The following is a 23,450-nucleotide window of genomic DNA, read 5'->3' on the forward strand; positions in this document are numbered from 1 at the left end:
CAGATGATGAAAATGCAATGGTTATCGGCCCTGGTGCTTGGGGCATTGAGCTGCGCGGCCTTCGCCGAAGAGGCGCCTGCGGACAGCAATCTGATTAAGCAAGGGGAGTATCTGGCGCGGGCGGGGGACTGTGTCGCCTGCCACACCAACGGCAAAGCGGGCAAACCTTTCGCCGGCGGTCTGCCGATGGAGACGCCGATCGGCACCATCTACTCCACCAATATCACGCCGGATAAAGAACACGGCATCGGCGGGTACACCTTCGAAGAGTTCGACGACGCGGTGCGCAAGGGTGTGCGGAAAGACGGTTCCACGCTCTATCCGGCAATGCCGTATCCCTCATTCGCGCGGATCAGTGAAGCGGACATGCGCGCCATGTACGCCTACTTTATGCATGGCGTGGAGCCGGTGAATGTCGCCAACAAGGACACCGACATCCCGTGGCCGCTGTCGATGCGCTGGCCGCTGGCGTTCTGGCGCGGCATCTTCGCCCCGACGCCGAGCGATTTTGTCGCCAACCCGCAGGTTGACCCGGTGCTGGAGCGCGGTCGCTATCTGGTGGAAGGCCTGGGCCACTGCGGCGCCTGTCATACCCCGCGTAGCCTGACGATGCAGGAAAAAGCGCTCAGCGAAAGCGAAGGCGATGATTACCTGGCGGGCAGCAATGCGCCGATTGACGGCTGGGTCGCCTCCAGCCTGCGCGGTGAAAATCGCGACGGTCTGGGGACCTGGAGCGAAGCCGAGCTGGCTGAGTTCCTGAAAACCGGACGTAACGATAAATCGGTGGTCTTCGGCGGCATGAGCGATGTGGTGGAGCACAGTCTGCAGTATCTCTCTGATGACGACATCACCGCCATCGCCCGCTATCTGAAGTCGCTCCCGCCGCGCGGCGGCAAACAGACCCCAGCCCCGGTGGAAGACAGCGTGGCGAAAGATCTGTGGAAGGGTAACGACAGCAAAACCGGCGCCGCGCTGTATGTCGATAACTGCGCCGCCTGCCACCGCACCGACGGCGCGGGCTATCAGCGCGCCTTCCCGTCGCTGAAGGGCAACCCGGTGGTGCAGACCGAAGATGCCACTTCGCTTATCCACATCGTTCTGACCGGGAGCACCACGCCGGCGGTGAAAGATGCGGTCTCCAACCTGACCATGCCGTCATTCGGCTGGCGTCTGGACGACCAGCAGGTGGCGGATGTGGTCAACTTCATCCGCACCAGCTGGGGCAACAACGCGCCGGCGGTCAGCGCCAGCGATGTGGCGAAGGTGCGTAAGGAGACCGCGGCGCGCGATGAGAAGGCGTTAGGCAACGCCGATATCTCGAAGCTGCCGGGGGCCGGACAGTAACCGTCAGGGTTGCGTCGCCCGCGCGGCGCAACCCATACTTAGCCAGGACGTAAAATACTGTCTGAATCAAGGAGTTTGCCTTCATGCTGTATGCAGAGCGACTGACCTGCATCGTTGACGATCGACCGCTGTTTGCGGAGCTGACGCTGTCCCTTGCTGCCGGCGAGCTGCTGCAGGTCGCCGGTGATAACGGCGCGGGGAAAACCTCGCTGCTGCGGATCCTTTGCGGCCTGGCGCGCCCGGAAAGCGGGGTGGTGAGCTGGCAGGGCCAGCCGCTGGCCCAGGTGCGGGAGTCATTTCACCGGCAGCTGCTGTGGCTGGGCCATAAGCCCGGCGTCAACGCGGCGCTGACCGCCGATGAAAACCTGCGTTTCTTCTTTCCGGCCAGCCGCCTTCAGCAGCGGGAAAGCGCCCTCGCCGCCGTCGGCCTGGCGGGCTATGAAGATCTCCCCTTAAGCCAGCTCTCCGCAGGGCAGCAGCGCCGGGTGGCGTTAACCCGCCTGTGGTTAACCGATGCGCCGCTGTGGATCCTCGATGAGCCGTTCACCGCCCTCGACGCCACGGCGATAGAAACCCTGACCCGACGCCTGGAGCAGCACGCCCGGCAGGGGGGAAGCGCGATCCTCACCACCCATCAGCCGCTGCGGCCGCTGGGCTGCCCGTTGCGCACCATGCGCCTCGGCGACGACGGCGGGAGGCGGCAATGATGAGAGCGCTGTTGGCCCGGGAACTGCGCCTGGCGTGGCGCAGCGGGGCGGAGATCCTCAATCCGCTATGGTTCTTTCTGATCGTCATCACCCTGTTTCCGTTCGGCGTCGGCGCCGCGCCGCAGCTGCTGGCGCAGATTGCGCCGGGCGTGGTGTGGGTCGCCGCGCTGCTGGCGGCGCTGCTGGTGATGGATCGGTTGTTTCGCGACGACTGGCAGGACGGTTCCCTGGAGCAACTGATGCTTCTGCCGACGCCGCTGGTGGCGGTGGTGCTGGTGAAGGTGGTCGCTCACTGGATGATGAGCGGCCTGCCGCTGCTGATCGTCTCGCCGCTGGCGGCGCTGCTGCTGGGGATGAACCTGCACGACGCCGGCGTGCTGGCGCTGACCTTGCTGCTTGGCACGCCGACGCTCAGTTTTCTTGGCGCGGTGGGGGTTGGCCTGACCGTCGGCCTGAAGCGCGGCGGCGTCCTGCTGAGCCTGCTGGTGCTGCCGCTGGCGGTGCCGCTGCTGATTTTCGCCACCGCGGCCTGCCAGGCGGCGGCCGCCGGGCTTCCGGTCGGCGGCTATCTGGCGATGCTGGCGGCGTTCTTAACCGCCAGCGCCACCCTGTGCCCGTTCGCCACCGCCGCCTCGCTGCGGCTGACCGTGCAATAATTCGCTGCGCCTGCGGGCGCGGCCATCATAACCGTGTGAGTAAGCGTCTATGTGGAAAGCGTTACATCAACTGGCGATCCCCGAGCGGCTGTACCGCCTGTGCGGATGCTGGATCCCCTGGCTGGCGGCGTTGAGCGCGCTGTTGCTGGTCATCGGCCTGGGGTGGGGCTTTGGCTTCGCCCCGGCGGACTATCAGCAGGGGGAAAGCTACCGGATCATGTATCTTCACGTCCCGGCGGCGATGTGGTCGATGGGGCTGTACCTGGCGATGGCCGTCGCGGCCTTCGTCGGGGTAGTCTGGCAGATCAAAATGGCCGACCTGGCGATCGCCGCCCTGGCGCCGGTGGGGGCGGTCTGCACCCTGGTGGCGCTGGTCAGCGGCGCGGCGTGGGGCAAGCCGATGTGGGGGACCTGGTGGATCTGGGACGCCCGTCTGACCTCGGAACTGGTGCTGCTGTTTCTGTATGCCGGGGTCATCGCCCTGTGGCACGCCTTTGACGACCGCCGCCTGGCCGGGCGCGCGGCGGGGATCCTCGTGCTGGTCGGGGTGGTCAATCTGCCCATCATTCATTACTCGGTTTACTGGTGGAACACCCTGCACCAGGGCTCGACCAACCTGCAGCAAACCATCGACCCGAGCATGCGTCTGCCGCTGCGGATCTGCATTTTTGCTTTCCTCGCGCTGTCGGTCACCCTGACCCTGATGCGCCTGCGTAACCTGATCCTCCAGCTGGAACGTCGTCGGCCGTGGGTGGTGGCGCTGGCTAACAAAGGAGCCGCCCGATGAGCCCCGCTTTTTCTTCGTTCGCCGCCTTCCTGAATATGGGCGGCTATGCCCTGTACGTCTGGCTGGCGGTGGCCGTGGCCATCGCCGCCTTTGGCCTGCTGACGGTTCATACCCTGTGGGCGCGGCGGGCGCTATTCCATGAGGTGCGACGCCAGCAGGCGCGTGAGCGGCGGATCGCGGCCGCTCGCGAACATGACAAGGAGGCCGCGGATGCAAGCGCGTCGTAAAACCCGGCTGTATATCGTGCTGGCGGTGCTCGCCGGCCTTGGGCTGACCGTCAGCCTGACGCTGTACGCCCTGAGCAGCAATATCGATCTGTTCTACACCCCGGGAGAAATTATCTACGGTAAAACGGAAACCCGGGCGCTGCCCCATACCGGGCAGCGCCTGCGGGTGGGAGGCTACGTTCAGCCCGGCTCCCTGCAGCGCGACCCGCAAACCCTCGACGTGCGCTTTAAGCTGTATGACGCCCGCGGGGTCGTGGACGTCAGCTATAAGGGCATTTTGCCGGACCTGTTCCGTGAAGGACAGGGCGTGGTGGCCCAGGGCGTTCTGGACGGCGAGCGGCATATCACCGCTCAGCAGGTGCTGGCCAAGCATGATGAAAATTACACCCCGCCGGAGGTGAAAAACGCCATGACGCCGGCGAAAGCGGAGGCGCAGCCATGATGCCGGAGCTGGGCAACTTTTTATTGTGTCTGGCGGCGGGGCTGGCGCTGCTTCTGAGCGTCTATCCCCTGTGGGGCGCGGCGCGGCAGGACCGGCGGCTGATGGCCCTGGCGCGGCCGCTGGCCTGCGGGCTGTTCGCCTGCATCGGCGGCGCCTTCCTGCTGCTGGTGCACGCCTTTGTGGTCAATGACTTTACCGTCCGCTACGTGGCGGAAAACTCCAACAGCGCGCTGCCGGTGTGGTATCGGGTGGCGGCGACCTGGGGGGCGCACGAGGGCTCGCTGCTGCTGTGGGTCCTGCTGCTCAGCGTCTGGACCTTCGCCGTCGCCCTCTTCAGCCGCCGGATGCCGCTCGACGCCGTCGCCCGGGTGCTGGCGGTGATGGGGATGATCGCCTTTGGGTTCCTGCTGTTCATCCTCTTTACCTCCAACCCGTTCAGCCGCGGCCTGCCGCAGTACCCCATTGACGGCCGCGACCTTAATCCGCTGCTGCAGGATATCGGCATGATTTTTCATCCGCCGATCCTCTATATGGGGTACGTCGGCTTCTCGGTGGCTTTCGCCTTCGCCATCGCCTCGCTGCTAGCGGGGCGGCTGGACACCGCGTGGGCGCGCTGGTCGCGTCCCTGGACCCAGGCGGCGTGGATGTTCCTCACTCTCGGCATCGTGCTGGGCTCGGCGTGGGCCTATTACGAACTGGGCTGGGGCGGCTGGTGGTTCTGGGACCCGGTGGAAAACGCCTCGTTTATGCCGTGGCTGGTAGGGACCGCGCTGCTGCACTCCCTGGCGGTGACCGAGAAGCGCGGCAGCTTCCGCGCCTGGACGGTGCTGCTGGCCATCGCCGCCTTCTCCCTGTGCCTGCTGGGCACCTTCCTGGTGCGCTCTGGCGTGCTGGTCTCGGTGCATGCCTTCGCCTCGGATCCATCGCGCGGGCTGTTTATTCTGGCGCTGCTGATTGTCGCCATCGGCGGGTCGCTGCTGCTGTACGCCCTGAAGGGCGGCAGGGTGCGGGCGCGGGTGGAACATACGCTGTGGTCGCGCGAGTCGTTCCTGCTGGGCAACAATATTTTGCTGATGGCCGCGATGCTGGTGGTGCTCCTCGGAACGCTGCTGCCGCTGGTGCATAAAGAGCTGGGCCTCGGCAGCATCTCCATCGGCGAGCCGTTCTTTAACACCATGTTCACCGCCCTGATGGCGCCGTTTGCGCTGCTGCTGGGGCTGGGACCGCTGATCCGCTGGCGGCGCGATGACGTCGCCAGGCAGATTAAGCGCCTGGTGATCGCCCTGGTGGTGACGTTGTCACTTTCTCTGGCGCTGCCGTGGCTGCTGCAGGATCGTATCACCGCGATGGCGGTCATTGGCCTGATGATGGCCCTGTGGGTGCTGATCTTCGCCCTGATGGAGGTTCACGAACGGGCCACCCATCGCCACGGCTTCTGGCGCGGCCTGCGGACGCTGACCCGCAGCCAGTGGGGGATGGTGCTCGGTCACGTCGGCGTGGCGGTGACCGTTATCGGCATCACCTTTAGCCAGAGCTACAGCGTGGAGCGCGATGTACGGATGCGCCCCGGCGACAGTATCGATATCCACCGCTATCACTTTGTGTTTAACGGCGTGCGCAATATCGTCGGCCCCAACTGGACCGGCGGGGAAGGCATTATTGCCGTGACCCGCAACGGCCGCCCGGAAGCGACGCTGTATGCCGAGAAACGCTTTTATACCGCCAGCCGGATGATGATGACCGAGGCGGCGATCAGCGGCGGGCTGACCCGCGATCTGTACGCCGCGCTGGGGGAAGAACTGAGCGACGGCAGCTGGGCGGTGCGTCTGTACTACAAACCGTTCGTTCGCTGGATCTGGTATGGCGGGGTGCTGATGGCCCTCGGCGGTCTGTGCTGCATGCTCGACCCGCGCTACCGGATGCGTAAGAAACTGCAGGAGGCCTCATGAACCGGAAGCTGCTGTTTATCCCGCTGGTGCTGTTTCTGGCGCTGGCCGCCGCGCTGTTCTGGCAGCTGATGCGTAACGCCGATGGCGACGACCCGACGACCCTCGAGTCGGCGCTGATCGGCAAACCGCTGCCGGAATTTCGCCTTGAAGCGCTGGATACCCCCGGCCAGACGCTGGACCGACGGACGCTGATCGACGGCAAGCCGCTGCTGCTTAACGTCTGGGCCACCTGGTGCCCAACCTGTCGCGCCGAGCATCAGTTTCTCAACGGCCTGGCGCAGCAGGGCGTGCGGGTGGTGGGGATGAACTACAAAGACGATCGGCAGAAGGCGATCAGCTGGCTGCAGCGCCTGGGTAATCCGTACAGGCTGAGCCTGTACGACGGCAACGGCATGCTCGGCCTGGATCTGGGGGTTTATGGCGCGCCGGAGACGTTTCTCATCGACGGTCAGGGCATCATCCGCTGGCGGCACGCCGGCGACCTGAACGACCGGGTGTGGCGCGAGGAGCTCCAGCCGCTGTGGAATCAATACAACCGGGGGGCGGGCTGATGAGAGGTGTCATAGGCATCCTGCTGGCGCTGATGCTGACCGGCCAGGCGTGGGCCGCCATCGATACCTGGCAGTTTAAAGACGAGGCCCAGGAGCAGGCGTTCCGCGAGATCACCTCCCGGCTGCGCTGCCCGAAATGCCAGAACAACAGCATCGCCGACTCGAACGCGATGATTGCCGCCGATATGCGGCAGAAGGTGTACGAGCTGATGCAGCAGGGGAAAACGAAAGGGCAGATCGTTGACTATATGGTGGCCCGCTACGGCAATTTTGTCAGCTACGAGCCGCCGCTGACCGCGGGCACGGTGCTGCTGTGGCTGGGGCCGGGGCTGTTCGTCCTGGCGGGCGCGGGGGTGATTATCGCCCGCGCGCGTCGTCGCGACATTCCTGACGCGGCGCTCAGCGCCGAAGAGCGCCAGCGGCTGGCGGCATTATTGAAAGAAGGAAAAGAACGATGAGCCTGTTGGTGGTTATCGCCGGGCTGTTGCTGGCTGGCGCGCTGGGGCTGCTGTACTTCCCGTGGACGGGCAAAGGGGCGGTGGACCGCGATACCCTCAACCGCGCCCTGTATCAGTCGCGCCTGCAGGAGCTGGCGCAGGAGCGCGGCGAGGACAACCCGGCGCTGGTCGTCGAGCTCCAGCGCACGCTGCTGACGGATATCCCGCCCCAGGCACAGCCTGGCGAACGGCCGCTAAGCCGCTGGGCGCTGTTTCCGGGCGCGCTGCTGCTGGTGGTCCTGAGCCTGGGCCTGTATCTGAAAACCAGCGATATTGGCCAGGTGCTGCTCTGGCAGCAGGCGGAGCGGCATTATCCTGCGCTGCTGCAGCAGGTTAAGGACCCGACCGCGCCGCCGCTGCGTATGGATGAGCTGGCGGAGCTGCGGCTTGGCCTGCGCAGCCATCTGCAGAATACTCCGCACGACCTCGCCGGCTGGCAGCTGCTTGGGCGGCTGGGGCTGTTGTTGAACGATGGCGAGACGGCGATCGGCGCTTTTGGCCGGGCGCATGCGCTGGCGGCGGACGACCCGGCGGCGGCTTTCGATTATGCCAGCGCGCTGGTGCGGGCGGGGGATAGCGGTCAGGTCCGGATGGGCGAGCTGCTGCTGCGCGACCTGCATCAGCGACAGCCGACCAGCCTGCCGGTGCTGGAGATGCTGGCCCTGAGCGCGGTACGTAATGAAGATTACCCCGAAGCCGTGGCGGCCCTGCAGGCGTTGCTGGCCCGGCTGCCGGAAGGGGATGCGCGGCGCGAGGCGATTGTCCGCCAGCTGGCGCAGGCGCAGCAGCAGGCGCAGTAACTGCCCGGCGGCGCTGAACGTGGGGTCTGCCGCGAGGACGGTACGGACAGCCCTGGTTTTGTAGGTCGGGTCAGGCGCAGCCGCCACCCGGCACAAAATCGGCTCCGTGCCCGCTGTCCTTGCCCGGCGGCGCTACGCTTGCGCGGGCCTACGAAGGGCGCGAATAGAGCGCCAAATCGCGGGCAGCCTTTGTAGGCCGGGTAAGCGAAGCGCCACCCGGCAACATGTTGAGCTCGGAGCCTGATACCTTCCCGGCGGCGCTGCGTTAGCGTGGGCCTGGGGATATGAGCTGACGGGAGGCCTTTGTAGGCCGGGTAAGGCGCAGCCGCCACCCGGCAACATGGGGGGCACGGTGCGATATCTTGCCCGGCGGCGGGGGAGACTGTTATCGGTTTTACAGGTTCTCAGCCCGGGGAAAGCGTTTATCACGCGTGACTTCAGCGTAGTTTGCGCTCCCGGTTAGTCTTCTGCGTTATGCCTGGCATGGCGCAGGGAGCGCACAGGGGGCGGCCAGTCGCCGCCGCCCCCTGTACCCCCGGGCTCCGGCCAGCAAAATCGCCGCTACGCGGTCCCTTCGACTTATCCCTGCAGGCTTCGGGTCGGGCCGAGGCAGCGCCCGTGCAAAACACGGCCCTCAGCCCGCATCCATGCGGGCTGCCCCGGCCTTCCGGGAACGTCTCAGCGATTTTGAGGCCGCCAACACCGGCAGTTTCAGCAACCATGGTGAATATAGTAACGACAGGTCGCACGAACCCTGTAGGCCGGGTAAGGCGCAGCCGCCACCCGGCACAAAATCGGCTCCGTGCCCGCTGTCCTTGCCCGGCGGCGCTACGCTTGCGCGGGCCTACGAAGGGCGCGAATAGAGCACCAAATCGCGGGCCGGGTAAGGTGTAGCTGTCACCCGGCAAAAATACGGCACAAGAGCGGCACAAATACGGCCCAACAGCGTAACCGGGATAAGGCGTCACGCATCGCTTTCCGGGGTTCCCTGCTGGCGCTATGCGCAGCCGCTTCCGTGTTAAGCTCCCAGGTGTCGCAGGAATGACTGAAGAATCTCCCCCTTAGCATCAGCAGCAGGTTGCCGCTTAGGCCCCGGAGATCACTCCATTAACGTTGCAAGCGCGGTAGATCCCGAGCACCGGAGTGAAAAAGGATTAGCTGAACGTCTTCAGCGCGGGACGCGAATCCATGCTAATCACCTGAGGGGGTTAGCTCGCTCATGTTCCCCGACGAGCCGGATAGCGCTGCTGACAGCTGGCAAAAGAGTCGTTGATGTAGTCGCTCAGCGCCCACTTGTCCTGATAGCCAAACGTCCTCGGGAATGGATGCAGTACGAAGCGCCAGGTAAGGAGTTCAATGTGATTGCCGCTGAAGACGCGGTGTTCACGGATCATCTCATCTGGTAACCTGTCACGCGCGCCGTTGGTAACGTGAATATTCATGGTTAATTTTGGAACTCAGACGATTAATGAAAACTAGCAGACTATTCACTTTAATTTTGCCATTGTTACTGACACTCTGCGCCGGCACAGAGGCCAGCGCCAGCACACCTTCAGGCAGCATTTCCTCTGCAAACACATCAATTACCACTCGTGATAAGAACGGAAACCTACTGCCGAGTTTCCTGCGGATTCAGTACGATGTTGATTCAGATGGCAGAGTTCAGAATGTAAAGATACTTGAATCGACAACGACTCCGGAGTTGGAACATCAAGTCATTGATAAAATGATTAAAAAATGGCGTTTTGAAAAGGGCAAGCCGGGAATAGCTCAAAGATTAGTCGTCAAGATCCCACCCAAATCAGACGGCGGTCCCGCGAATAAGCAATAAGCACTTTTGAGGATTAATAGCCTGACGCATCATCTACGCCGGTAAAGTCCCCTGGGTGCAAGGAGCGGATAATGGTCCGGATTAATTTCTATTAATAAAGAAGCATGTCGCTCCATATACTCTCCATGATTTGCAAAAAATAAATCAACAAACCTCTGTCAGAATTTTCTTTCTGAACAGGAGGTACTATGAACAAAATAAACTATCAAATCAAATACATTGAATATTTGTTGAGAAAATGCAGAACCATTTTGACTAATGACATTTCATTTCATGCAGACAGGTTAAGAGAAATATCTGGCACATATCCGGATTTACTCAATCCTGTGACGCTTAATGAGAAAATCTGCCATCGCATTTTATTTATCCACAACCCATTTTATACGATGCTTGCTGATAAACTTCTGGTCAGGGAGTATGTTGAGAAAAGAACTAATTTAATCAAGCTTATTCCTTTAGTAGGTGTTTATAACAGAGTTGATGATATTGATTTCGATAAACTACCCCCTAAATTTGTTTTGAAATGCAATCATGATAGTGGAAGCGCGGTCATATGCACGGACAAAACGAATATTGATCCCGCTAAGGTTAAAAGCAGATTAAAACTATCTCTTAAAAAGAACATGTATTATACGACCCGAGAATGGCAGTATAAAAATATACCACCTGTGGTCCTATGCGAAATGTATCTGGATCTATTTTCCAGTAAACACCGGAGTATAACTCCGGAAATGCTAAGAATACATTGCTTTCACGGTGTGGCATGTTTTATCGAGGCAGACTTTACTGACAGCGATGGAAACGAATTCATTAACGTTTATGACAGAGCGTGGAATTTGCAACCCTTTCAGATGGAATACCCAAATACGCCATTGCCGGTTGATGAACCAGAATCATTTCATAAGTCCGTTATTGCCGCCCAGGACTTAGCAAAAGAAATAGACTACTGCCGCGTCGATCTTATGCTAAAAGGAGAAGATATCTATTTCAGCGAAATAACACTAAGCCCCAAAAGAGGCAAACTTAAAATCACCCCATCAATTTGGGACGCCAAAATCGGCAGTATGTGGGATCTGTCTGTTGCTAAAACAAGTTCAATCGAGCCTGTATATTCATGCCCTTAAACAGGCCATGAGAGTTTGAAAAGTGAGCCATTTTCTGGTGTCATACTATAGCTAACGTCTCCGCCGTGGGCGCACATAATGGCTTTAACTACCGACAACCCCAAACCACAGCCCTCTGGATTAATATTTTTGGCGTATTGTCCTCGCTGAAAAGGCTGGAATAAGGACTTCTGGAGTTCTTCAGGAATTCCAGGTCCTTTGTCCTGAACGATAATAAAATTATCGTTTCCTGTAATACCATTCTTTATTAACAGCGTTTGTGATGTGGAATATTTTAAGGCATTGTCAAAAAGAACGGTGAGGCACTGAATAATGCGTAAGGGATCGCAAACGCAATACTGATGGTTAATCTCAGTGACAATTTTGAAATGCTTTTTATCAAAGTCCGGCCAAAAGGTATCAAGCGCATTTGAAATCGTGGACTTGAGATCGACTTCACTCAGCATCAAGGAGTACCCAGCGCCTCCTGACGAACTCACGACGCGGAGATCCTCAATTAAGTTGGTCAGACCTTCAGTTTGTTTAAGAAGGTTCCTGAATAACGACGGTTCTGGTTCGAAAACGCCGTCAACCAGTCCTTGAAGCCTCCCACGTAAGATAGTCACTGGCGTCCGGAGTTCATGAGCAATTGCAGCATTCCATAAATTTCGCTGCGCATCCAGCGTCTGTAACTTTTCAGCCATCTCATTAAAGTCATTGACGAGCCTATTCATCTCTCCCAACTTAGAACTGCTGTTAAATGCTCTGGCACTAAGGTTTCCCTGAGAGATTTGTTTCAGGCTGTATGCGACGTCATTCAGTGGGTTGAATATTCTGGCAGACAGCTTTACGGTAAAGAAAAGTGCAACGACCAGACTGGTAATGGACGCCATCAGAATCCACATCCAGTCAAGGAATGTCATGGCATCTTCACTACCTTCGTTCATTCCACCCGGCAGGTAATAAATCAGGAAACTATAAAATAAGTAGGAACCGAGTATTGCAATGGCAATAATAACAAACGTTAACAACAACATATATGTCAAAATTTGACGACTCAGAATCGTTTCTTTGTTCATTTTTTGTCACCCAACCGGTAGCCTAATCCTCGGATGCTTTCCGGAATGCCCTTCAATCCGGCATGTTCAAGCTTTTTCCGAAGTTTACTCATATGACTGTCTACAGTACGATCCAGCGAGTCTCCCTCAGGTAAACACGCATCGAGTAACTCTTCACGTGAACAGACTTTTCTCGGGTTTCTCGCCAGATAGGTTAAAAGCTTAAACTCAGTGGTGGTTAATACTGGCGTGGAAACTTCACCTTGTGCAGTGATTTCAACGTAAAACTCATCAGGATAAATCGTTAAAAAAGGCGTTCTTAAAGGCCGTGAATGTGTAGACTCTGCAACCGGTCTGGTTCTGCGAAGCACAGCTTCAACCCGGGCAATAACCTCAGATGGATTAAAGGGTTTTATCACATAGTCGTCAGCCCCGAGTCGTAGCCCCATCAGTTTATCAACGTCTTGATCCAGTGCTGTCACCATGATGACCGGTACATTCGTTTCCTTTCTTAACGTGGTGAGAACATTCCAGCCATCGTACACGGGCAGGTGGATGTCCAACAGCAGGAGATCAGGCTTGTTCAGACGGGTAAGATTGATTGCCTGCTCACCGTCTTCAGCTCTTAAGGTTTTCATACCTGCCTTACGTAAATAGCCTGTCAGTATGGCAGCGATGTCATCATCGTCTTCTGCGACGATAATCAGATTGTTGTTGTTCATATTTTCTTCCACAGTGCTGAGGACAACATGCATTTTACCCTGAAAGCACTTTTATCGTCATGCTTAAAGTTCTTTAACTCAATTACAAACATGAATTTTCAATTTGATATTTTTGGACAGATATTTTTTGGAAAAGTTCATCAAGAAATTTTCTTAAAATTTTACCAGCCACGCTCTCCATATTCACTACACATTTTATAAATAATTAATCAACATCGCTAAGTGATAATCTCCAACCAGGTTAAGTGTTGCATGCAATATGTACTTTGTCTTAGGAGGTTTAGGGTGTTGACTAAATGTTTTTTCCGGCGCGAGAATTTGATGGCCTCACTTTTATTTTGCATCGTTTCATATGGGTTGTTATCTACCTGGCTTTACCTTGTGCATTCAATTAATGAAAAAGTAGAATCCACATTACCCTCATCTTTACTGATTCGTGTTTTGATAATCATTACAGCATTATCATTTATCATTCAGAAAAAACCTGGAGTTATTAAAAGCTTCATTGCAATAACATTCGGTCTGATTTTACTGTTTATACACACCATCATTGTATTGCATCTGCTTTTGAATACTTTTCCAGATATTTATGATTTTGTTTTTTATTATGAATTTTTTTTAATGGTTTTCTTTTGCGGACTACCTTTATGCTTATGTATAAGAATGGTTTGATATTATGCAATGTCAACATGATACATAACCTCAGGAGTGAGTACACATATCCTCCATAAAACATCCATTCACGATTGACATCATCACGTTAAACTTAGCCCATTGATTTATGACTGCTCTGTTATGCTGTCTCGTTTCACTTAGCTAAAAAATAAACCAACGGCAGAACCCTTTACACCCAGATGTTTAATACAAATTTATCATGATTCATAAAGGCAACAACAAACCTATGGCCCCCGGGGTTGCTATCTCACTTAAGACACTTGCCTGGCGGTACAGAAAGAAATTGTGCATTACTTTCATGCTGGTTATTGCTGAAAACGTTGCATTCCTGCTCTACCCCGTTCTGGCGGGCATGGCGATAAATGCCATCCTGGGCGGACAGACGTCACATGCGGCCCTTTATGGCCTGATGGTTCTGTTCATGTGGTGCATGGGAGCCACCAGACGTAGTGTCGATACGCGAACGTTTGCACGTATCTACGCAAGTCTTGCTGTGACTGTAGTATTAGCCCAGCGAAAATATTCACTTAATCACTCGACTATTGCTGCGAGAGTCACTCTGTCCCGTGAATTTGTAGATTTCTTCGAGTTGCACCTGCCGGTATTGATCACCTCGATCATTTCCCTTTTCGGCGCAGCAATTATGCTGTTATGGATTGAGTTCTGGACAGGTATAGCCTGTTTGATCATCGTGGGAATACTGATGTGTTTTGTCTCAAGCTATGCCAGCAAAAATGAGACATTCTACAGACGGCTGAATAATCGCCTTGAGAAAGAGGTCGATTATGTTAATAAGGCGTCTTTTAGTGCTCTTAAGCGACATTATGACACACTTGCCCGTCTGCGCGTGGTGTTATCCGACAGAGAGGCAAGGGGATATTTATCAATAGGCCTTCTGGTTTCGGCTCTCTTTTCCATGACCATTATCAGGATGAGCATGGAATCCGGAATTAATGCCGGACATATTTATTCCGTCATGACCTATATGTGGATGTTTGCAACAAGCCTGGATGACGCACCACAACTTCTTGAGAAATTTTCCCAGCTCAGGGATATCGGTAAACGGGTTTCGACAGACGATGAGACCTCTTTATCAGGATAACCATGCTGAACTTTTACCCTTTGTATGTTGACTGGAAGTACACCTGATGCCGCACTTTTTCATTGAGCGCCCCATCTTCGCATGGGTTATTGCCCTGTTTATTGTTCTGACGGGACTGTTGTCCATACCTCGTTTACCGGTTGCGCAATACCCTGAAGTTGCGCCACCCGGTATTATCATTTCAGTGAGTTACCCCGGAGCCAGTCCGGAAGTGATGAACACATCCGTCGTGTCTCTGATCGAGCGTGAAATTGCGAGTGTTGACAATTTACTCTATTTTGAATCTTCCAGTGACACGACAGGGATGGCGTCAATTACGGTAACTTTCAAACCCGGCACCGACATCAAACTTGCCCAGATGGATCTGCAGAACCAAATTAAAATTGTGGAATCCCGCCTGCCGCAGTCGGTCAGACAGAATGGGATAAATGTTGAGGCAGCTAATTCCGGTTTTTTAATGATGGTGGGGTTAAAATCGCCAAACGGAGACTATCAGGAAGCTGACTTAAGCGATTATTTTGCAAGGAATGTTACTGATGAACTCCGTCGCGTACCTGGTGTAGGTAAAGTCCAGCTTTTTGGCGGAGAAAAGGCACTCCGCATATGGCTGGACCCGATGAAATTACACAGCTATGGGCTCTCTGTTACGGATGTATTAAGCGCCATCAGTCAACAAAACGTGATTGTTTCACCGGGCAGAACCGGAGATGAACCCGCGACGAGCAGCCAAGAGGTGACCTATCCAATAACGGTAAAAGGGCAGCTCTCTTCGGTTGAAGAATTTCGCAATATCACGATTAAATCACAGGTCTCAGCCGCCCGGGTGACACTGGCAGACGTTGCCCGCGTGGAATCCGGGTTGCAAAGTTACGCATTTGGCATCCGTGAAAATGGCGTGCCTGCAACGGCAGCCGCCATTCAATTGTCTCCTGGCGCAAATGCGATTAGTACTGCGTCGGGTATCCGCGCGCGGTTAACAGAACTGTCCGGTGTGCTTCCCGCGGGAATGACATTCACCGTGCCTTTCGATACGGCTCCATTTGTAAAGCTATCGATATTGAAGGTAGTTGAGACATTTGTTGAAGCCATGGTTCTGGTCTTTTTCGTGATGCTGCTTTTCCTTCACAAGATACGCTGTACGCTTATTCCTGCGATTGTGGCACCCGTGGCGCTGCTCGGCACATTTACCGTAATGCTATTAAGCGGTTATTCCATCAATATTTTAACCATGTTTGGAATGATACTGGCCATCGGGATTATTGTTGACGATGCTATTGTTGTGGTAGAGAACGTCGAACGACTGATGGAAGACAAAAAAATGTCTCCACAGGATGCAACGCGAGAAGCGATGCGTGAAATTACGCCGGCAATCATTGGTATTACGCTGGTGCTCACTGCGGTGTTTATACCAATGGCCTTTGCCAGCGGTTCTGTGGGTATTATTTATCGACAGTTCAGCATTTCGATGGCGATATCCATTTTACTGTCGGCATTCCTGGCGCTGACGTTAACGCCTGCGCTTTGTGCAACCCTGCTCAAACCACATGGTATTCATCAGGGTAAAAGCAGCGCATTTTCAGCGTGGTTTAACGCTCACTTTCATCGCCTCACTGCGTTTTACGCCACTGGTCTTGGATTTGTACTGAAGCGTACTGGCCGTATGATGATGATCTACGCTGCATTATGTTTGGCATTGTTTGCCGGGCTGTCCTCCTTACCCTCATCATTTTTACCTGATGAAGATCAGGGTTATTTTATGTCCTCAATCCAGCTTCCTTCTGACGCCACGATGCAGCGGACGCTTAAGGTCGTCGATACATTTGAAGAGGAGATCGCTCATCGGCAGGCGGTAGAAAGTAACATTATGATCCTGGGATTTGGTTTCTCAGGGGCAGGCCAAAATTCGGCCATGGCATTCACCACCCTCAAGGACTGGAAACAACGCAAAGGAACCACGGCACAGGAAGAAGCTGACCATATTCAGTCCCAAATGGCAAACGTGCCGGACGCCGTAACAATGAGTCTGCTGCCCCCGGCAATTTCTGATATGGGAACCTCATCCGGGTTCACTTATTATTTACAGGACCGAGGGGGGAAAGGCTATCAGGCACTCAAAAAGGCGGCCGATGAGCTTATTGTACAGGCAAATCATAATCCTCACCTTGCCGATGTCTATATTGATGGACTTGGTGAGGGAACAAGCCTTTCCCTGCATATCGACAGGGAAAAAGCGGAGGCCATGGGGGTATCGTTTGATGAAATAAATCAAACCATTTCCGTTGCAGCAGGTTCCAATTATGTGAATGACTATACCAATAATGGTCGGGTTCAGCAGGTTATCGTCCAGGCGGACGCGCCATACCGGATGCAGCCTGAACAACTTTTGGTTTTGTCTGTCAAAAACCGTCTGGAGCAGATGCTTCCATTATCCACTTTTGTGTCGCTTTCGTGGAATGTTGCACCGCAGCAACTGATACGCTATCAGGGATATCCTGCCATACGCCTAACCGGGAGTGCCGCACAGGGAAAATCGTCAGGTACCGCAATGGCGGCAATGGACAATCTGGCTAAGCACTTACCACCGGGGTTCGCCGGTGAGTGGGCGGGAAGTTCGTTACAGGAAAAAGAGTCTGCATCACAGCTTCCGGGTCTTATTGTGCTCTCGGTACTGGTGGTATTCATGGTGCTGGCTGCTCTTTACGAAAGCTGGTCCATTCCCTTCGCGGTCATGCTCGTTGTTCCTCTGGGGCTGCTCGGCTCTGTGCTGGCCGTATCCGTTACGAATATGACGAATGACGTCTTTTTCAAAGTGGGTCTGATAACCCTGATTGGACTTTCCGCCAAGAATGCGATTCTGATTATCGAGTTCGCGAGACAATTGCTGAAAGAAGGAAAGAGCCTTATTGACGCGACATTGACGGCTGCAAAGCAACGCTTACGGCCAATTCTGATGACATCTCTGGCTTTTACATTAGGTGTTGTTCCGCTGATGCTTGCCAGTGGAGCCAGCGACAGCACACAACATGCGATTGGTACCGGTGTGTTCGGCGGGATGATTAGCGGAACGCTACTGGCCATTTTCTTTGTTCCGGTATTTTTCGTGACGATCACACGATTTACTGGCATGCGAAAAGACAGACCGGGGAATAGCCGGAACGGCTAATCTCTGCCCTGTGTTCCGGCCAGTTTAAAACAGACTTTTGCTGAACTGGCTGGCATTACATTTTCAAGGACATTATGAACATTATTACCACGCAAAGGTTAATCATTCGCCATTTTAAAAAAGAGGATGCGCCAGCACTGTTCGATTACCTCTCTTCACCACGTACTCCTTGCTTTAAGGATGAAAAGTTACATTCACTCGCTGAGGCAGAGGTCGACGTGGCTAAACGAGCCTCTGACCCAGCACAGTATGCCGTTTGTCTAAAAGAAACCGATACCGTAATCGGACATCTTTTTGCGGACAATAGCAACGAGCCAGACAGCAATACCTGGTCAGTAGGCTGGCATTTTAATCAACGTTATGAACATCAGGGATATGCAAGCGAGTCAGTTGCTGCACTGTTTGATTATTTATTTAAAGTAAAAGGTGCCAGACGTTTGTACGCCTGGGTAGAAGTTTACAACCTGGCCTCTCAAAAACTCTGTGAACGTTTGCATATGCGACAGGAAGGTTGTTTTAAAGAGTTTGTCTCCTTTGAAAACGACGATGGTAAGGCAAGGTATGACGACACATACATCTATGCGTTACTGCATAAAGAATGGACGAAGTAGAGGGTGAAGAAAAATACATGCTCCTCGCTCAAAGCAGGCCTTCATCCCAGTCAGATTGCCCACGTCGTGCCAGAGACCTTCAAATATCGTTGCTGCGTTTTGCACGATGCTCACACCCAAACCAAAAAAAGCCCCTGCATATCAGCAGGGGCAAGCCATGTCAGAGCTTATTATTTATTAGTTAAACACCATCCCGCCGTCGATCAGCAATGACTGACCGGTCATATAATCAGAATCCGGGCTGGCAAGATAGGAGACGCAGGCGGCGACATCTTCCGGTTCGGACAGACGACCAAGGGTGATGCGTTTGGCGAACTCGGCGGTACCGTAACCCAGCGGTTTACCGGCAGCTTCGGACACCTGGCGGTCAATTTCGGCCCACATCGGCGTTTTGACGATCCCCGGGCAGTAGCCGTTGACCGTGATGCCCAGCGGCGCGAGGTCGCGAGCGGCGGTCTGGGTTAAGCCGCGTACGGCGAATTTACTGGAGCTATACACCGCCAGCTCTGGGTTGCCGACGTGGCCGGCCTGGGAACAGGCGTTGATGATTTTCCCGCCGTGCCTCTCTTTCTTAAAGGCCTCGACCGCCGCCTGAATGCCCCAGATCACCCCTTTGACGTTGATGTTGTAGACTTTGTCGACAATCTCCGGGGTAATGGACTCGATCGGCGTGGACGGCGCCACGCCGGCGTTGTTGACGATGACGTCGAAGCCGCCCAGCGTTTTGCGCGCCTGTTCGACGGCGGCAAACACCTGATCGCGGTCGGAGACATCCACTTTCACCGCCATGGCGCGGCCGCCGGCCTGGTTGATTTCGGAGGCGACCGCTTTGGCGGTGGCGTCGTTATAATCGGCAATGGCCACGGCAAATCCATCCTTCACCAGACGAAGGGCGATAGCTTTACCAATCCCCTGGCCGGCGCCGGTAACAAGTGCGACTTTTTTCATTTTCCTTTCCTTATTGTGATGACTTACAGAATCTGACTCAGATGCAGCTGACCCATCAGCAGCGGGTTATCGCGATAATCCACCGGGATGGCCACTACCGCCGGGCCGTCGACGTCCATCGCCGCGCGCAGGGTCGGCTCCAGCGCCTCGGCGCTTTCCACGGCAAACCCTTTGGCGCCGAAGGACTCGGCATAGGCTTTAAAATCCATCGGCCCGAACTCGACGCCGGACAGGCGCTGATATTTTTTCTCTTCCTGGATGGCCACCATGTTGTAACCGTTATCGACCCAGATCAGGTGCAGCACGTTGGCTTTCAGGCGGACGGCGGTCTCCAGTTCCATGCTCGACTGCAGGAAACCGCCGTCGCCGGAGACGGAGACCACTTTGCGCTCAGGATTGACCAGCCAGGCGCCGATGGCCCAGGGCAGGGCGACGCCCATGGTCTGCTGGCCGTTGGAGATCATCACCTGACGGGCGCGGAAGCTGTAAAGGTAGCGGGCGATCCAGATATGGAAGCTGCCCATGTCCACGGTCAGCGTGACGTCGCTGTTGACGATATCCTGCATCGCGCGAACGATACGCAGCGGATGCAGGGCAAACTGATTCAGCTGCGCGCCGCGGCGGTCCAGAAGCTCGCGCTGGTGCTGGCGGTCGCGGAGGATCTCCGCCGCCTGTGGGGAGAGCACCAGCCGGCGATCGATATTTTGCGCCAGCTTGCTGAGGGTGCCGGCGATATCGCCCACCAGCTCGACGTCCGGGGTATAGTTGCGTTCTTCATAGGCGGGCAGGACGTCGATATGCACCAGCGTCGCGTTGCCGCTGTTCCACATCGCCGGTTCATATTCCACCGGGCTGTAGCCGATGCAGATCACCAGGTCGGCGAGCTGCAGCAGACGGTCCCCGGCCTGGTTGTTAAACAGCCCGACCCGGCCGGCAAAGCGAGAGAAGTTATCCTGATTTACCGCCCCGGCGGCCTGATAGGTGCTGGTGACCGGAATATGGCTGGCCTCCAGCAAACGGCGTAGCGCCGCGCTGTTTTCCGGCTGGCTGGCCATCAGGCCGAGCAGGAAGATCGGGTTCTTCGCCTGAGCGATAAGCTTCGCCACCTGGTCGATGGCGGCATCCGGCGCGGCGCCCATCTGCGGGGCCCCGCTGGCCGGCAGCACTTTGCCGCTGACCGGGCCATCGACCACATCCTGCGGCAGACTGACGAAAGCGCTGCCCGGGCGGCCCTGCTCGGCGGCGCGGAAGGCGTTGGAGACCACTTCCGCCAGCGCGTCCGGCGCGGTCACCTCGACGGCGTATTTCGTCACTGGGCTGAACATCGCCACCGTATCCATACTCTGGTGGACCTGTTTGGCCTTATCGGCGCGTTTCACCGCGCCGCCCAGGGCCACCACCGGGTCGCCTTCGCTGTTGGCGGTGGCCATACCGGTGATCAGGTTGGAACAGCCCGGACCGGAGGTGACCAGCGCCACGCCCGCTTTACCGGTAATGCGCCCGACGGCGGCGGCCATAAAGGCGGCGTTAGCTTCGTGGCGTACCGGAATAATGCGAATGGAGGAATCCAGCAGTGAGTCGAATACCTTGTCGATTTTGGCGCCAGGGATGCCGAACACCTGACGTACCCCCTGGGCTTCCAGCTGGCTGACGACGAGATCGGCGCCGTGCGCCCACTGGCGTACCGGATACTGTTTGTCCATGTGACCCCCTTAACTTTCTACGGAACGGATGGCGGCATCGAGATTATCGGGATGCAGATTGGCCTGCAGGAACGCGCTGTCGGCGGGCAGGTCGATCATCAGCTTGTGAATTTCGCCGAAGGTCAATACCCCGTGGTCGAGCTGGTAATCCAGCAGGTGACCGCCGCCTTTGCGGTCATCGGTTATAAAGTGCTCGTGATACCCGGCGACGTTGATCCCCTGCATATGCTGCGGGGTACGGAAGCCGACCAGCACCCCTTCGCGCTGGTTAAAGCGGAACACCGGCTGATCGTCGAGGACGTCGGTCATCGCCCGGTACGGCGGCGTCTGGCGCGGCACGGTGCGGGTATGGGCATGGCGGAAATGGCCGTCGATGCGCAGGGCGCAGAACAGGTTGTCAGAGGGGATTTGCTGGTCGATCACCTCGTGCAACTGCTGGCGGCTCACCGGATGGTCGAAGGTTTTCCGGTACTGCGGCTGGAACCAGGTCATCACCGCGAACGGCGTTTTCTGCTCCGGCTGGGCTTTGCGCGCGCTGCCGTCGGCCCGCAGCTGATAGACCTGACTGCTGAAGGCGATCAGCTCCCCGTCCAGCTCATTAAAGGTGCCGAGACCGAAATCGCCGTGCTTCAACAGGTCCGCGATGGTGGTGCTGCCTTCGTAAACCCCGCTCAGCAGGGCGCTCATGAGCGATGTTTGATAGAGCACGCTCTCGGGATGCTGCGCGGAAAACGCCCGCAGGGTTTCGCACAGACTCTCTTCGCAGGTGCATTCAGCAGAATGATTCATATACCACTTCCTCGTTCAACAAATATAAGAAAGGTTAAATAAATGTTGACCCGATTCAGCTCACAGTTCCAATATAGAAACCATGCTGGTTTGAGACGTTTTCGATATGGAACTTCGTTATCTTCGCTATTTTGTCGCCGTCGCCAGGACGCGGCACTTCACCCAGGCCGCCAAGGAACTGGGTATTTCACAGCCTCCGTTAAGTCAGCAAATTCAGCGGCTTGAGCGCGAGGTGGGGACCCCGCTGTTTCGGCGTTTGACCCGCGGGGTGGAGCTCACCGAGGCCGGTGAGTCGTTCTATGAGGATGCCCGCCAGATCCTCGCCATGAGCGATGCGGCGCTGGAGAAGGCCAAGGGCATTGCCCGCGGGATGAACGGCAGCCTGTCGCTAGGCATTACCAGTTCTGATGCTTTCCACCCGCAAATCTTCACGCTGCTGCACCGTTTTCAGCTCGATCACCCCGGGGTGACCCTGCACCAGATGGAAGACAATATGGCCAATCTGATGACCGCCCTGAGCGAGGCCGAGCTGGACATCGCCTTTGTCCGTCTGCCGTGCGAGAGCAGTAAAGCCTTTAATCTGCGGATTATCGATGAGGAGCCGATGGTTATCGCGCTGCCGCGCGACAACCCGCTGGCGACGCAGCCGACCCTGGCCCTGGAGCAGCTGCGCGACGTGGCGCCCATCCTCTTCCCGCGGGAGGTGGCCCCGGGGCTGTATGAGCTGGTGTACAACAGCTGCCTGCGCGCCGGCATCGATATGGAGCGCGCCTGGCAGTCGTCGCAGATTTCGTCATCGCTGAGCATGGTCAATGCCGGGTTCGGCTTCGCGCTGGTCCCGCAGTCGATGACCTGCATTCAACAGCCGAACGTCAGCTATCACCCGCTCAGCGGGGCGCCGCTGAAGACCGATATCGCCATCGCCTGGCGGCGCTTCGAGCGCTCGCGCACGGTGAAACGCTTTCTGGCGATGTTCTGATCGTCGCGACGCCTGCGGTTTACTGCGCCACCCAGCCGCCGTCCATGTTCCACGCCGCGCCGCGCACCTGGGCGGCGGCGTCGCTGCACAGAAACAGCGCCATTTCGCCCAGCTGCTGCGGGGTGACAAACTCCCCGGAGGGCTGTTTTTCCGCCAGCAGCTGCGCGCTGGCCTGCTGCGGGTCGACCCCTTCGGCGATGCGCTTATCGATCTGCTGCTGCACCAGCGGGGTCAGCACCCAGCCGGGGCAGATGGCGTTGCAGGTGATGCCGCTGCGCGCGGTTTCCAGGGCCACGGTTTTGGTCAGGCCGACCACCGCGTGCTTGGCGGCGACATAGGCCGATTTCTCTTTCGACGCCACCAGGCCATGCACTGAGGCAATGTTGATGATGCGCCCCCAGTCGCGCTGGCGCATGCCTGGCAGCGCCAGGCGGGTGGTGTGGAAGACGCTGGAGAGATTGATCGCGATGATGTCGTTCCATTTGTCCACCGGGAACTGCTCCACCGGGGCGACGTGCTGGATACCGGCGTTATTGATCACGATATCGACGCCGCCGAAGGTGCTTTCGGCATAGCGCATCATCGCCTCGATCTGCCCGACGTCGCGCAGGTCGGCGTCGTGATAGCCGGGGATCTTGCCCAGCGCGGCGACTTCAGCCCGGGCGTGGCTGCTGTCGCCGAAGCCATTGAGCACCAGCTGGGCGCCTGCCTGCGCCAGCACTTTGGCGATCCCTAAGCCGATGCCGCTGGTGGAGCCGGTGACCAGCGCCGTTTTACCGTCTAAATTCATTTTATTACTCCTTCAA

At 56.6% G+C, this 23,450-nt stretch carries 24 protein-coding genes; 17 read left to right on the forward strand and 7 right to left on the reverse strand.

Annotated features, from left to right (window positions below; translation table 11 throughout):
- Positions 1–3 precede the first annotated feature (3 nt).
- The 10 genes from MKR05_RS08005 (at position 4) to ccmI (ending at position 7,960) form a co-directional block, all read left to right on the forward strand.
- Complete coding sequence (locus tag MKR05_RS08005; protein WP_205425479.1) at positions 4–1,344, forward strand: cytochrome c; 1,341 nt, start codon at positions 4–6, stop codon at positions 1,342–1,344.
- 83 nt (positions 1,345–1,427) lie between these two features.
- Positions 1,428–2,051, forward strand: coding sequence for a cytochrome c biogenesis heme-transporting ATPase CcmA (gene ccmA / locus MKR05_RS08010; protein ID WP_284118127.1), 624 nt, complete (start codon positions 1,428–1,430; stop codon positions 2,049–2,051).
- Positions 2,048–2,707: a heme exporter protein CcmB gene (gene ccmB, locus MKR05_RS08015; RefSeq protein ID WP_284118126.1), complete on the forward strand. Its 660-nt coding sequence runs from the start codon at positions 2,048–2,050 to the stop codon at positions 2,705–2,707. Before ccmA ends, ccmB begins: the two co-directional genes overlap by 4 nt.
- Before the next feature lie 49 nt (positions 2,708–2,756).
- On the forward strand, positions 2,757–3,494 hold the full coding sequence (locus MKR05_RS08020) for a heme ABC transporter permease (RefSeq protein ID WP_023290025.1): 738 nt from the start codon (positions 2,757–2,759) through the stop codon (positions 3,492–3,494).
- Positions 3,491–3,721 carry a heme exporter protein CcmD gene (ccmD, locus tag MKR05_RS08025; protein ID WP_048297689.1) on the forward strand — a complete coding sequence of 77 codons (231 nt, stop codon included), beginning with the start codon at positions 3,491–3,493 and terminating at the stop codon, positions 3,719–3,721. Before MKR05_RS08020 ends, ccmD begins: the two co-directional genes overlap by 4 nt.
- Positions 3,705–4,163 (forward strand): cytochrome c maturation protein CcmE, encoded by a 459-nt coding sequence (gene ccmE / locus MKR05_RS08030; protein ID WP_032453185.1) that lies wholly within the window; start codon positions 3,705–3,707, stop codon positions 4,161–4,163. Before ccmD ends, ccmE begins: the two co-directional genes overlap by 17 nt.
- Positions 4,160–6,112 (forward strand): heme lyase CcmF/NrfE family subunit, encoded by a 1,953-nt coding sequence (locus tag MKR05_RS08035; RefSeq protein WP_132133381.1) that lies wholly within the window; start codon positions 4,160–4,162, stop codon positions 6,110–6,112. Before ccmE ends, MKR05_RS08035 begins: the two co-directional genes overlap by 4 nt.
- Entirely contained in the window at positions 6,109–6,663 is a 555-nt protein-coding gene (locus MKR05_RS08040) for a DsbE family thiol:disulfide interchange protein (RefSeq protein ID WP_032453183.1), read from the forward strand. The genes MKR05_RS08035 and MKR05_RS08040 overlap by 4 nt, the downstream gene beginning before the upstream one ends.
- 11 nt (positions 6,664–6,674) lie before the next feature.
- Positions 6,675–7,121 carry a cytochrome c-type biogenesis protein gene (locus MKR05_RS08045; protein ID WP_072199226.1) on the forward strand — a complete coding sequence of 149 codons (447 nt, stop codon included), beginning with the start codon at positions 6,675–6,677 and terminating at the stop codon, positions 7,119–7,121.
- Positions 7,118–7,960, forward strand: coding sequence for a c-type cytochrome biogenesis protein CcmI (gene ccmI, locus MKR05_RS08050; protein ID WP_048335929.1), 843 nt, complete (start codon positions 7,118–7,120; stop codon positions 7,958–7,960). Before MKR05_RS08045 ends, ccmI begins: the two co-directional genes overlap by 4 nt.
- 1,217 nt (positions 7,961–9,177) lie before the next feature.
- On the opposite strand, the gene MKR05_RS08055 is transcribed toward ccmI, so the two are convergent.
- On the reverse strand, positions 9,178–9,402 hold the full coding sequence (locus MKR05_RS08055) for a hypothetical protein (protein WP_131095972.1): 225 nt from the start codon (positions 9,400–9,402) through the stop codon (positions 9,178–9,180).
- Positions 9,403–9,428: 26 nt separating this feature from the next.
- Here MKR05_RS08055 and MKR05_RS08060 point away from each other — a divergent pair, with 26 nt between their 5' ends.
- Both MKR05_RS08060 and MKR05_RS08065 read left to right on the forward strand, forming a co-directional pair.
- On the forward strand, positions 9,429–9,791 hold the full coding sequence (locus MKR05_RS08060; RefSeq protein WP_072072792.1) for a TonB family protein: 363 nt from the start codon (positions 9,429–9,431) through the stop codon (positions 9,789–9,791).
- Between the two features lie 188 nt (positions 9,792–9,979).
- Complete coding sequence (locus MKR05_RS08065; protein ID WP_023290018.1) at positions 9,980–10,915, forward strand: ATP-grasp fold amidoligase family protein; 936 nt, start codon at positions 9,980–9,982, stop codon at positions 10,913–10,915.
- On the opposite strand, the gene ccrB is transcribed toward MKR05_RS08065, so the two are convergent.
- Together ccrB and MKR05_RS08075 are read right to left on the reverse strand one after the other, a co-directional pair.
- Positions 10,912–11,973 (reverse strand): HAMP domain-containing histidine kinase CrrB, encoded by a 1,062-nt coding sequence (ccrB, locus tag MKR05_RS08070; protein WP_023290017.1) that lies wholly within the window; start codon positions 11,971–11,973, stop codon positions 10,912–10,914. The genes MKR05_RS08065 and ccrB overlap by 4 nt on opposite strands.
- On the reverse strand, positions 11,970–12,674 hold the full coding sequence (locus MKR05_RS08075; protein ID WP_004151175.1) for a response regulator: 705 nt from the start codon (positions 12,672–12,674) through the stop codon (positions 11,970–11,972). The genes ccrB and MKR05_RS08075 overlap by 4 nt, the downstream gene beginning before the upstream one ends.
- A 252-nt stretch (positions 12,675–12,926) precedes the next feature.
- On the opposite strand from MKR05_RS08075, the gene MKR05_RS08080 reads away from it, so the two are divergent.
- The 4 genes from MKR05_RS08080 (at position 12,927) to MKR05_RS08095 (ending at position 18,225) form a co-directional block, all read left to right on the forward strand.
- Positions 12,927–13,346: a transporter gene (locus MKR05_RS08080; RefSeq protein ID WP_186976555.1), complete on the forward strand. Its 420-nt coding sequence runs from the start codon at positions 12,927–12,929 to the stop codon at positions 13,344–13,346.
- A 229-nt stretch (positions 13,347–13,575) separates the two neighbouring features.
- Positions 13,576–14,451, forward strand: a complete 876-nt coding sequence (locus MKR05_RS08085; protein WP_048297681.1) for an ABC transporter six-transmembrane domain-containing protein — start codon at positions 13,576–13,578, stop codon at positions 14,449–14,451.
- Positions 14,452–14,497: 46 nt separating this feature from the next.
- Positions 14,498–17,614 (forward strand): multidrug efflux RND transporter permease subunit KexD, encoded by a 3,117-nt coding sequence (gene kexD, locus MKR05_RS08090; RefSeq protein ID WP_284118122.1) that lies wholly within the window; start codon positions 14,498–14,500, stop codon positions 17,612–17,614.
- A gap of 74 nt (positions 17,615–17,688) precedes the next feature.
- Positions 17,689–18,225 carry a GNAT family N-acetyltransferase gene (locus tag MKR05_RS08095; RefSeq protein WP_048297679.1) on the forward strand — a complete coding sequence of 179 codons (537 nt, stop codon included), beginning with the start codon at positions 17,689–17,691 and terminating at the stop codon, positions 18,223–18,225.
- A 177-nt stretch (positions 18,226–18,402) separates the two neighbouring features.
- On the opposite strand, the gene MKR05_RS08100 is transcribed toward MKR05_RS08095, so the two are convergent.
- The 3 genes from MKR05_RS08100 to budA are packed head-to-tail and all read right to left on the reverse strand — an operon-like array spanning position 18,403 to position 21,665.
- Positions 18,403–19,173 carry a (S)-acetoin forming diacetyl reductase gene (locus MKR05_RS08100; protein ID WP_180265612.1) on the reverse strand — a complete coding sequence of 257 codons (771 nt, stop codon included), beginning with the start codon at positions 19,171–19,173 and terminating at the stop codon, positions 18,403–18,405.
- Between the two features lie 23 nt (positions 19,174–19,196).
- Positions 19,197–20,876, reverse strand: a complete 1,680-nt coding sequence (alsS, locus tag MKR05_RS08105; protein WP_023290012.1) for an acetolactate synthase AlsS — start codon at positions 20,874–20,876, stop codon at positions 19,197–19,199.
- A 9-nt stretch (positions 20,877–20,885) separates the two neighbouring features.
- Positions 20,886–21,665 carry an acetolactate decarboxylase gene (gene budA, locus MKR05_RS08110; protein WP_002908205.1) on the reverse strand — a complete coding sequence of 260 codons (780 nt, stop codon included), beginning with the start codon at positions 21,663–21,665 and terminating at the stop codon, positions 20,886–20,888.
- 106 nt (positions 21,666–21,771) lie between these two features.
- Between budA and MKR05_RS08115 the strand changes: the two genes are divergently transcribed.
- Positions 21,772–22,644, forward strand: coding sequence for a LysR family transcriptional regulator (locus MKR05_RS08115; protein WP_004145376.1), 873 nt, complete (start codon positions 21,772–21,774; stop codon positions 22,642–22,644).
- Positions 22,645–22,663: 19 nt separating this feature from the next.
- Here MKR05_RS08115 and MKR05_RS08120 read toward each other — a convergent pair whose 3' ends face one another.
- Positions 22,664–23,434 (reverse strand): 3-hydroxybutyrate dehydrogenase, encoded by a 771-nt coding sequence (locus MKR05_RS08120; RefSeq protein ID WP_023290011.1) that lies wholly within the window; start codon positions 23,432–23,434, stop codon positions 22,664–22,666.
- Positions 23,435–23,450 lie beyond the last annotated feature (16 nt).

Source organism: Klebsiella sp. K5-204 (assembly GCF_030128585.1).
GTDB lineage: Bacteria > Pseudomonadota > Gammaproteobacteria > Enterobacterales > Enterobacteriaceae > Klebsiella > Klebsiella quasipneumoniae.

Excerpts from the sequence above, each read along its gene's own strand:
- MKR05_RS08005 (WP_205425479.1), top strand. The coding sequence starts at position 4 with ATGATGAAAATGCAATGGTTATCGGCCCTGGTGCTTGGGGCATTGAGC.
- ccmA (WP_284118127.1), top strand. The coding sequence starts at position 1,428 with ATGCTGTATGCAGAGCGACTGACCTGCATCGTTGACGATCGACCGCTG.
- ccmB (WP_284118126.1), top strand. The coding sequence starts at position 2,048 with ATGATGAGAGCGCTGTTGGCCCGGGAACTGCGCCTGGCGTGGCGCAGC.
- MKR05_RS08020 (WP_023290025.1), top strand. The coding sequence starts at position 2,757 with ATGTGGAAAGCGTTACATCAACTGGCGATCCCCGAGCGGCTGTACCGC.
- ccmD (WP_048297689.1), top strand. The coding sequence starts at position 3,491 with ATGAGCCCCGCTTTTTCTTCGTTCGCCGCCTTCCTGAATATGGGCGGC.
- ccmE (WP_032453185.1), top strand. The coding sequence starts at position 3,705 with ATGCAAGCGCGTCGTAAAACCCGGCTGTATATCGTGCTGGCGGTGCTC.
- MKR05_RS08035 (WP_132133381.1), top strand. The coding sequence starts at position 4,160 with ATGATGCCGGAGCTGGGCAACTTTTTATTGTGTCTGGCGGCGGGGCTG.
- MKR05_RS08040 (WP_032453183.1), top strand. The coding sequence starts at position 6,109 with ATGAACCGGAAGCTGCTGTTTATCCCGCTGGTGCTGTTTCTGGCGCTG.
- ccmI (WP_048335929.1), top strand. The coding sequence starts at position 7,118 with ATGAGCCTGTTGGTGGTTATCGCCGGGCTGTTGCTGGCTGGCGCGCTG.
- MKR05_RS08055 (WP_131095972.1), bottom strand. The coding sequence starts at position 9,402 with ATGAATATTCACGTTACCAACGGCGCGCGTGACAGGTTACCAGATGAG.
- MKR05_RS08060 (WP_072072792.1), top strand. The coding sequence starts at position 9,429 with ATGAAAACTAGCAGACTATTCACTTTAATTTTGCCATTGTTACTGACA.
- MKR05_RS08065 (WP_023290018.1), top strand. The coding sequence starts at position 9,980 with ATGAACAAAATAAACTATCAAATCAAATACATTGAATATTTGTTGAGA.
- ccrB (WP_023290017.1), bottom strand. The coding sequence starts at position 11,973 with ATGAACAAAGAAACGATTCTGAGTCGTCAAATTTTGACATATATGTTG.
- MKR05_RS08075 (WP_004151175.1), bottom strand. The coding sequence starts at position 12,674 with ATGAACAACAACAATCTGATTATCGTCGCAGAAGACGATGATGACATC.
- MKR05_RS08080 (WP_186976555.1), top strand. The coding sequence starts at position 12,927 with ATGCAATATGTACTTTGTCTTAGGAGGTTTAGGGTGTTGACTAAATGT.
- MKR05_RS08085 (WP_048297681.1), top strand. The coding sequence starts at position 13,576 with ATGGCCCCCGGGGTTGCTATCTCACTTAAGACACTTGCCTGGCGGTAC.
- kexD (WP_284118122.1), top strand. The coding sequence starts at position 14,498 with ATGCCGCACTTTTTCATTGAGCGCCCCATCTTCGCATGGGTTATTGCC.
- MKR05_RS08095 (WP_048297679.1), top strand. The coding sequence starts at position 17,689 with ATGAACATTATTACCACGCAAAGGTTAATCATTCGCCATTTTAAAAAA.
- MKR05_RS08100 (WP_180265612.1), bottom strand. The coding sequence starts at position 19,173 with ATGAAAAAAGTCGCACTTGTTACCGGCGCCGGCCAGGGGATTGGTAAA.
- alsS (WP_023290012.1), bottom strand. The coding sequence starts at position 20,876 with ATGGACAAACAGTATCCGGTACGCCAGTGGGCGCACGGCGCCGATCTC.
- budA (WP_002908205.1), bottom strand. The coding sequence starts at position 21,665 with ATGAATCATTCTGCTGAATGCACCTGCGAAGAGAGTCTGTGCGAAACC.
- MKR05_RS08115 (WP_004145376.1), top strand. The coding sequence starts at position 21,772 with ATGGAACTTCGTTATCTTCGCTATTTTGTCGCCGTCGCCAGGACGCGG.
- MKR05_RS08120 (WP_023290011.1), bottom strand. The coding sequence starts at position 23,434 with ATGAATTTAGACGGTAAAACGGCGCTGGTCACCGGCTCCACCAGCGGC.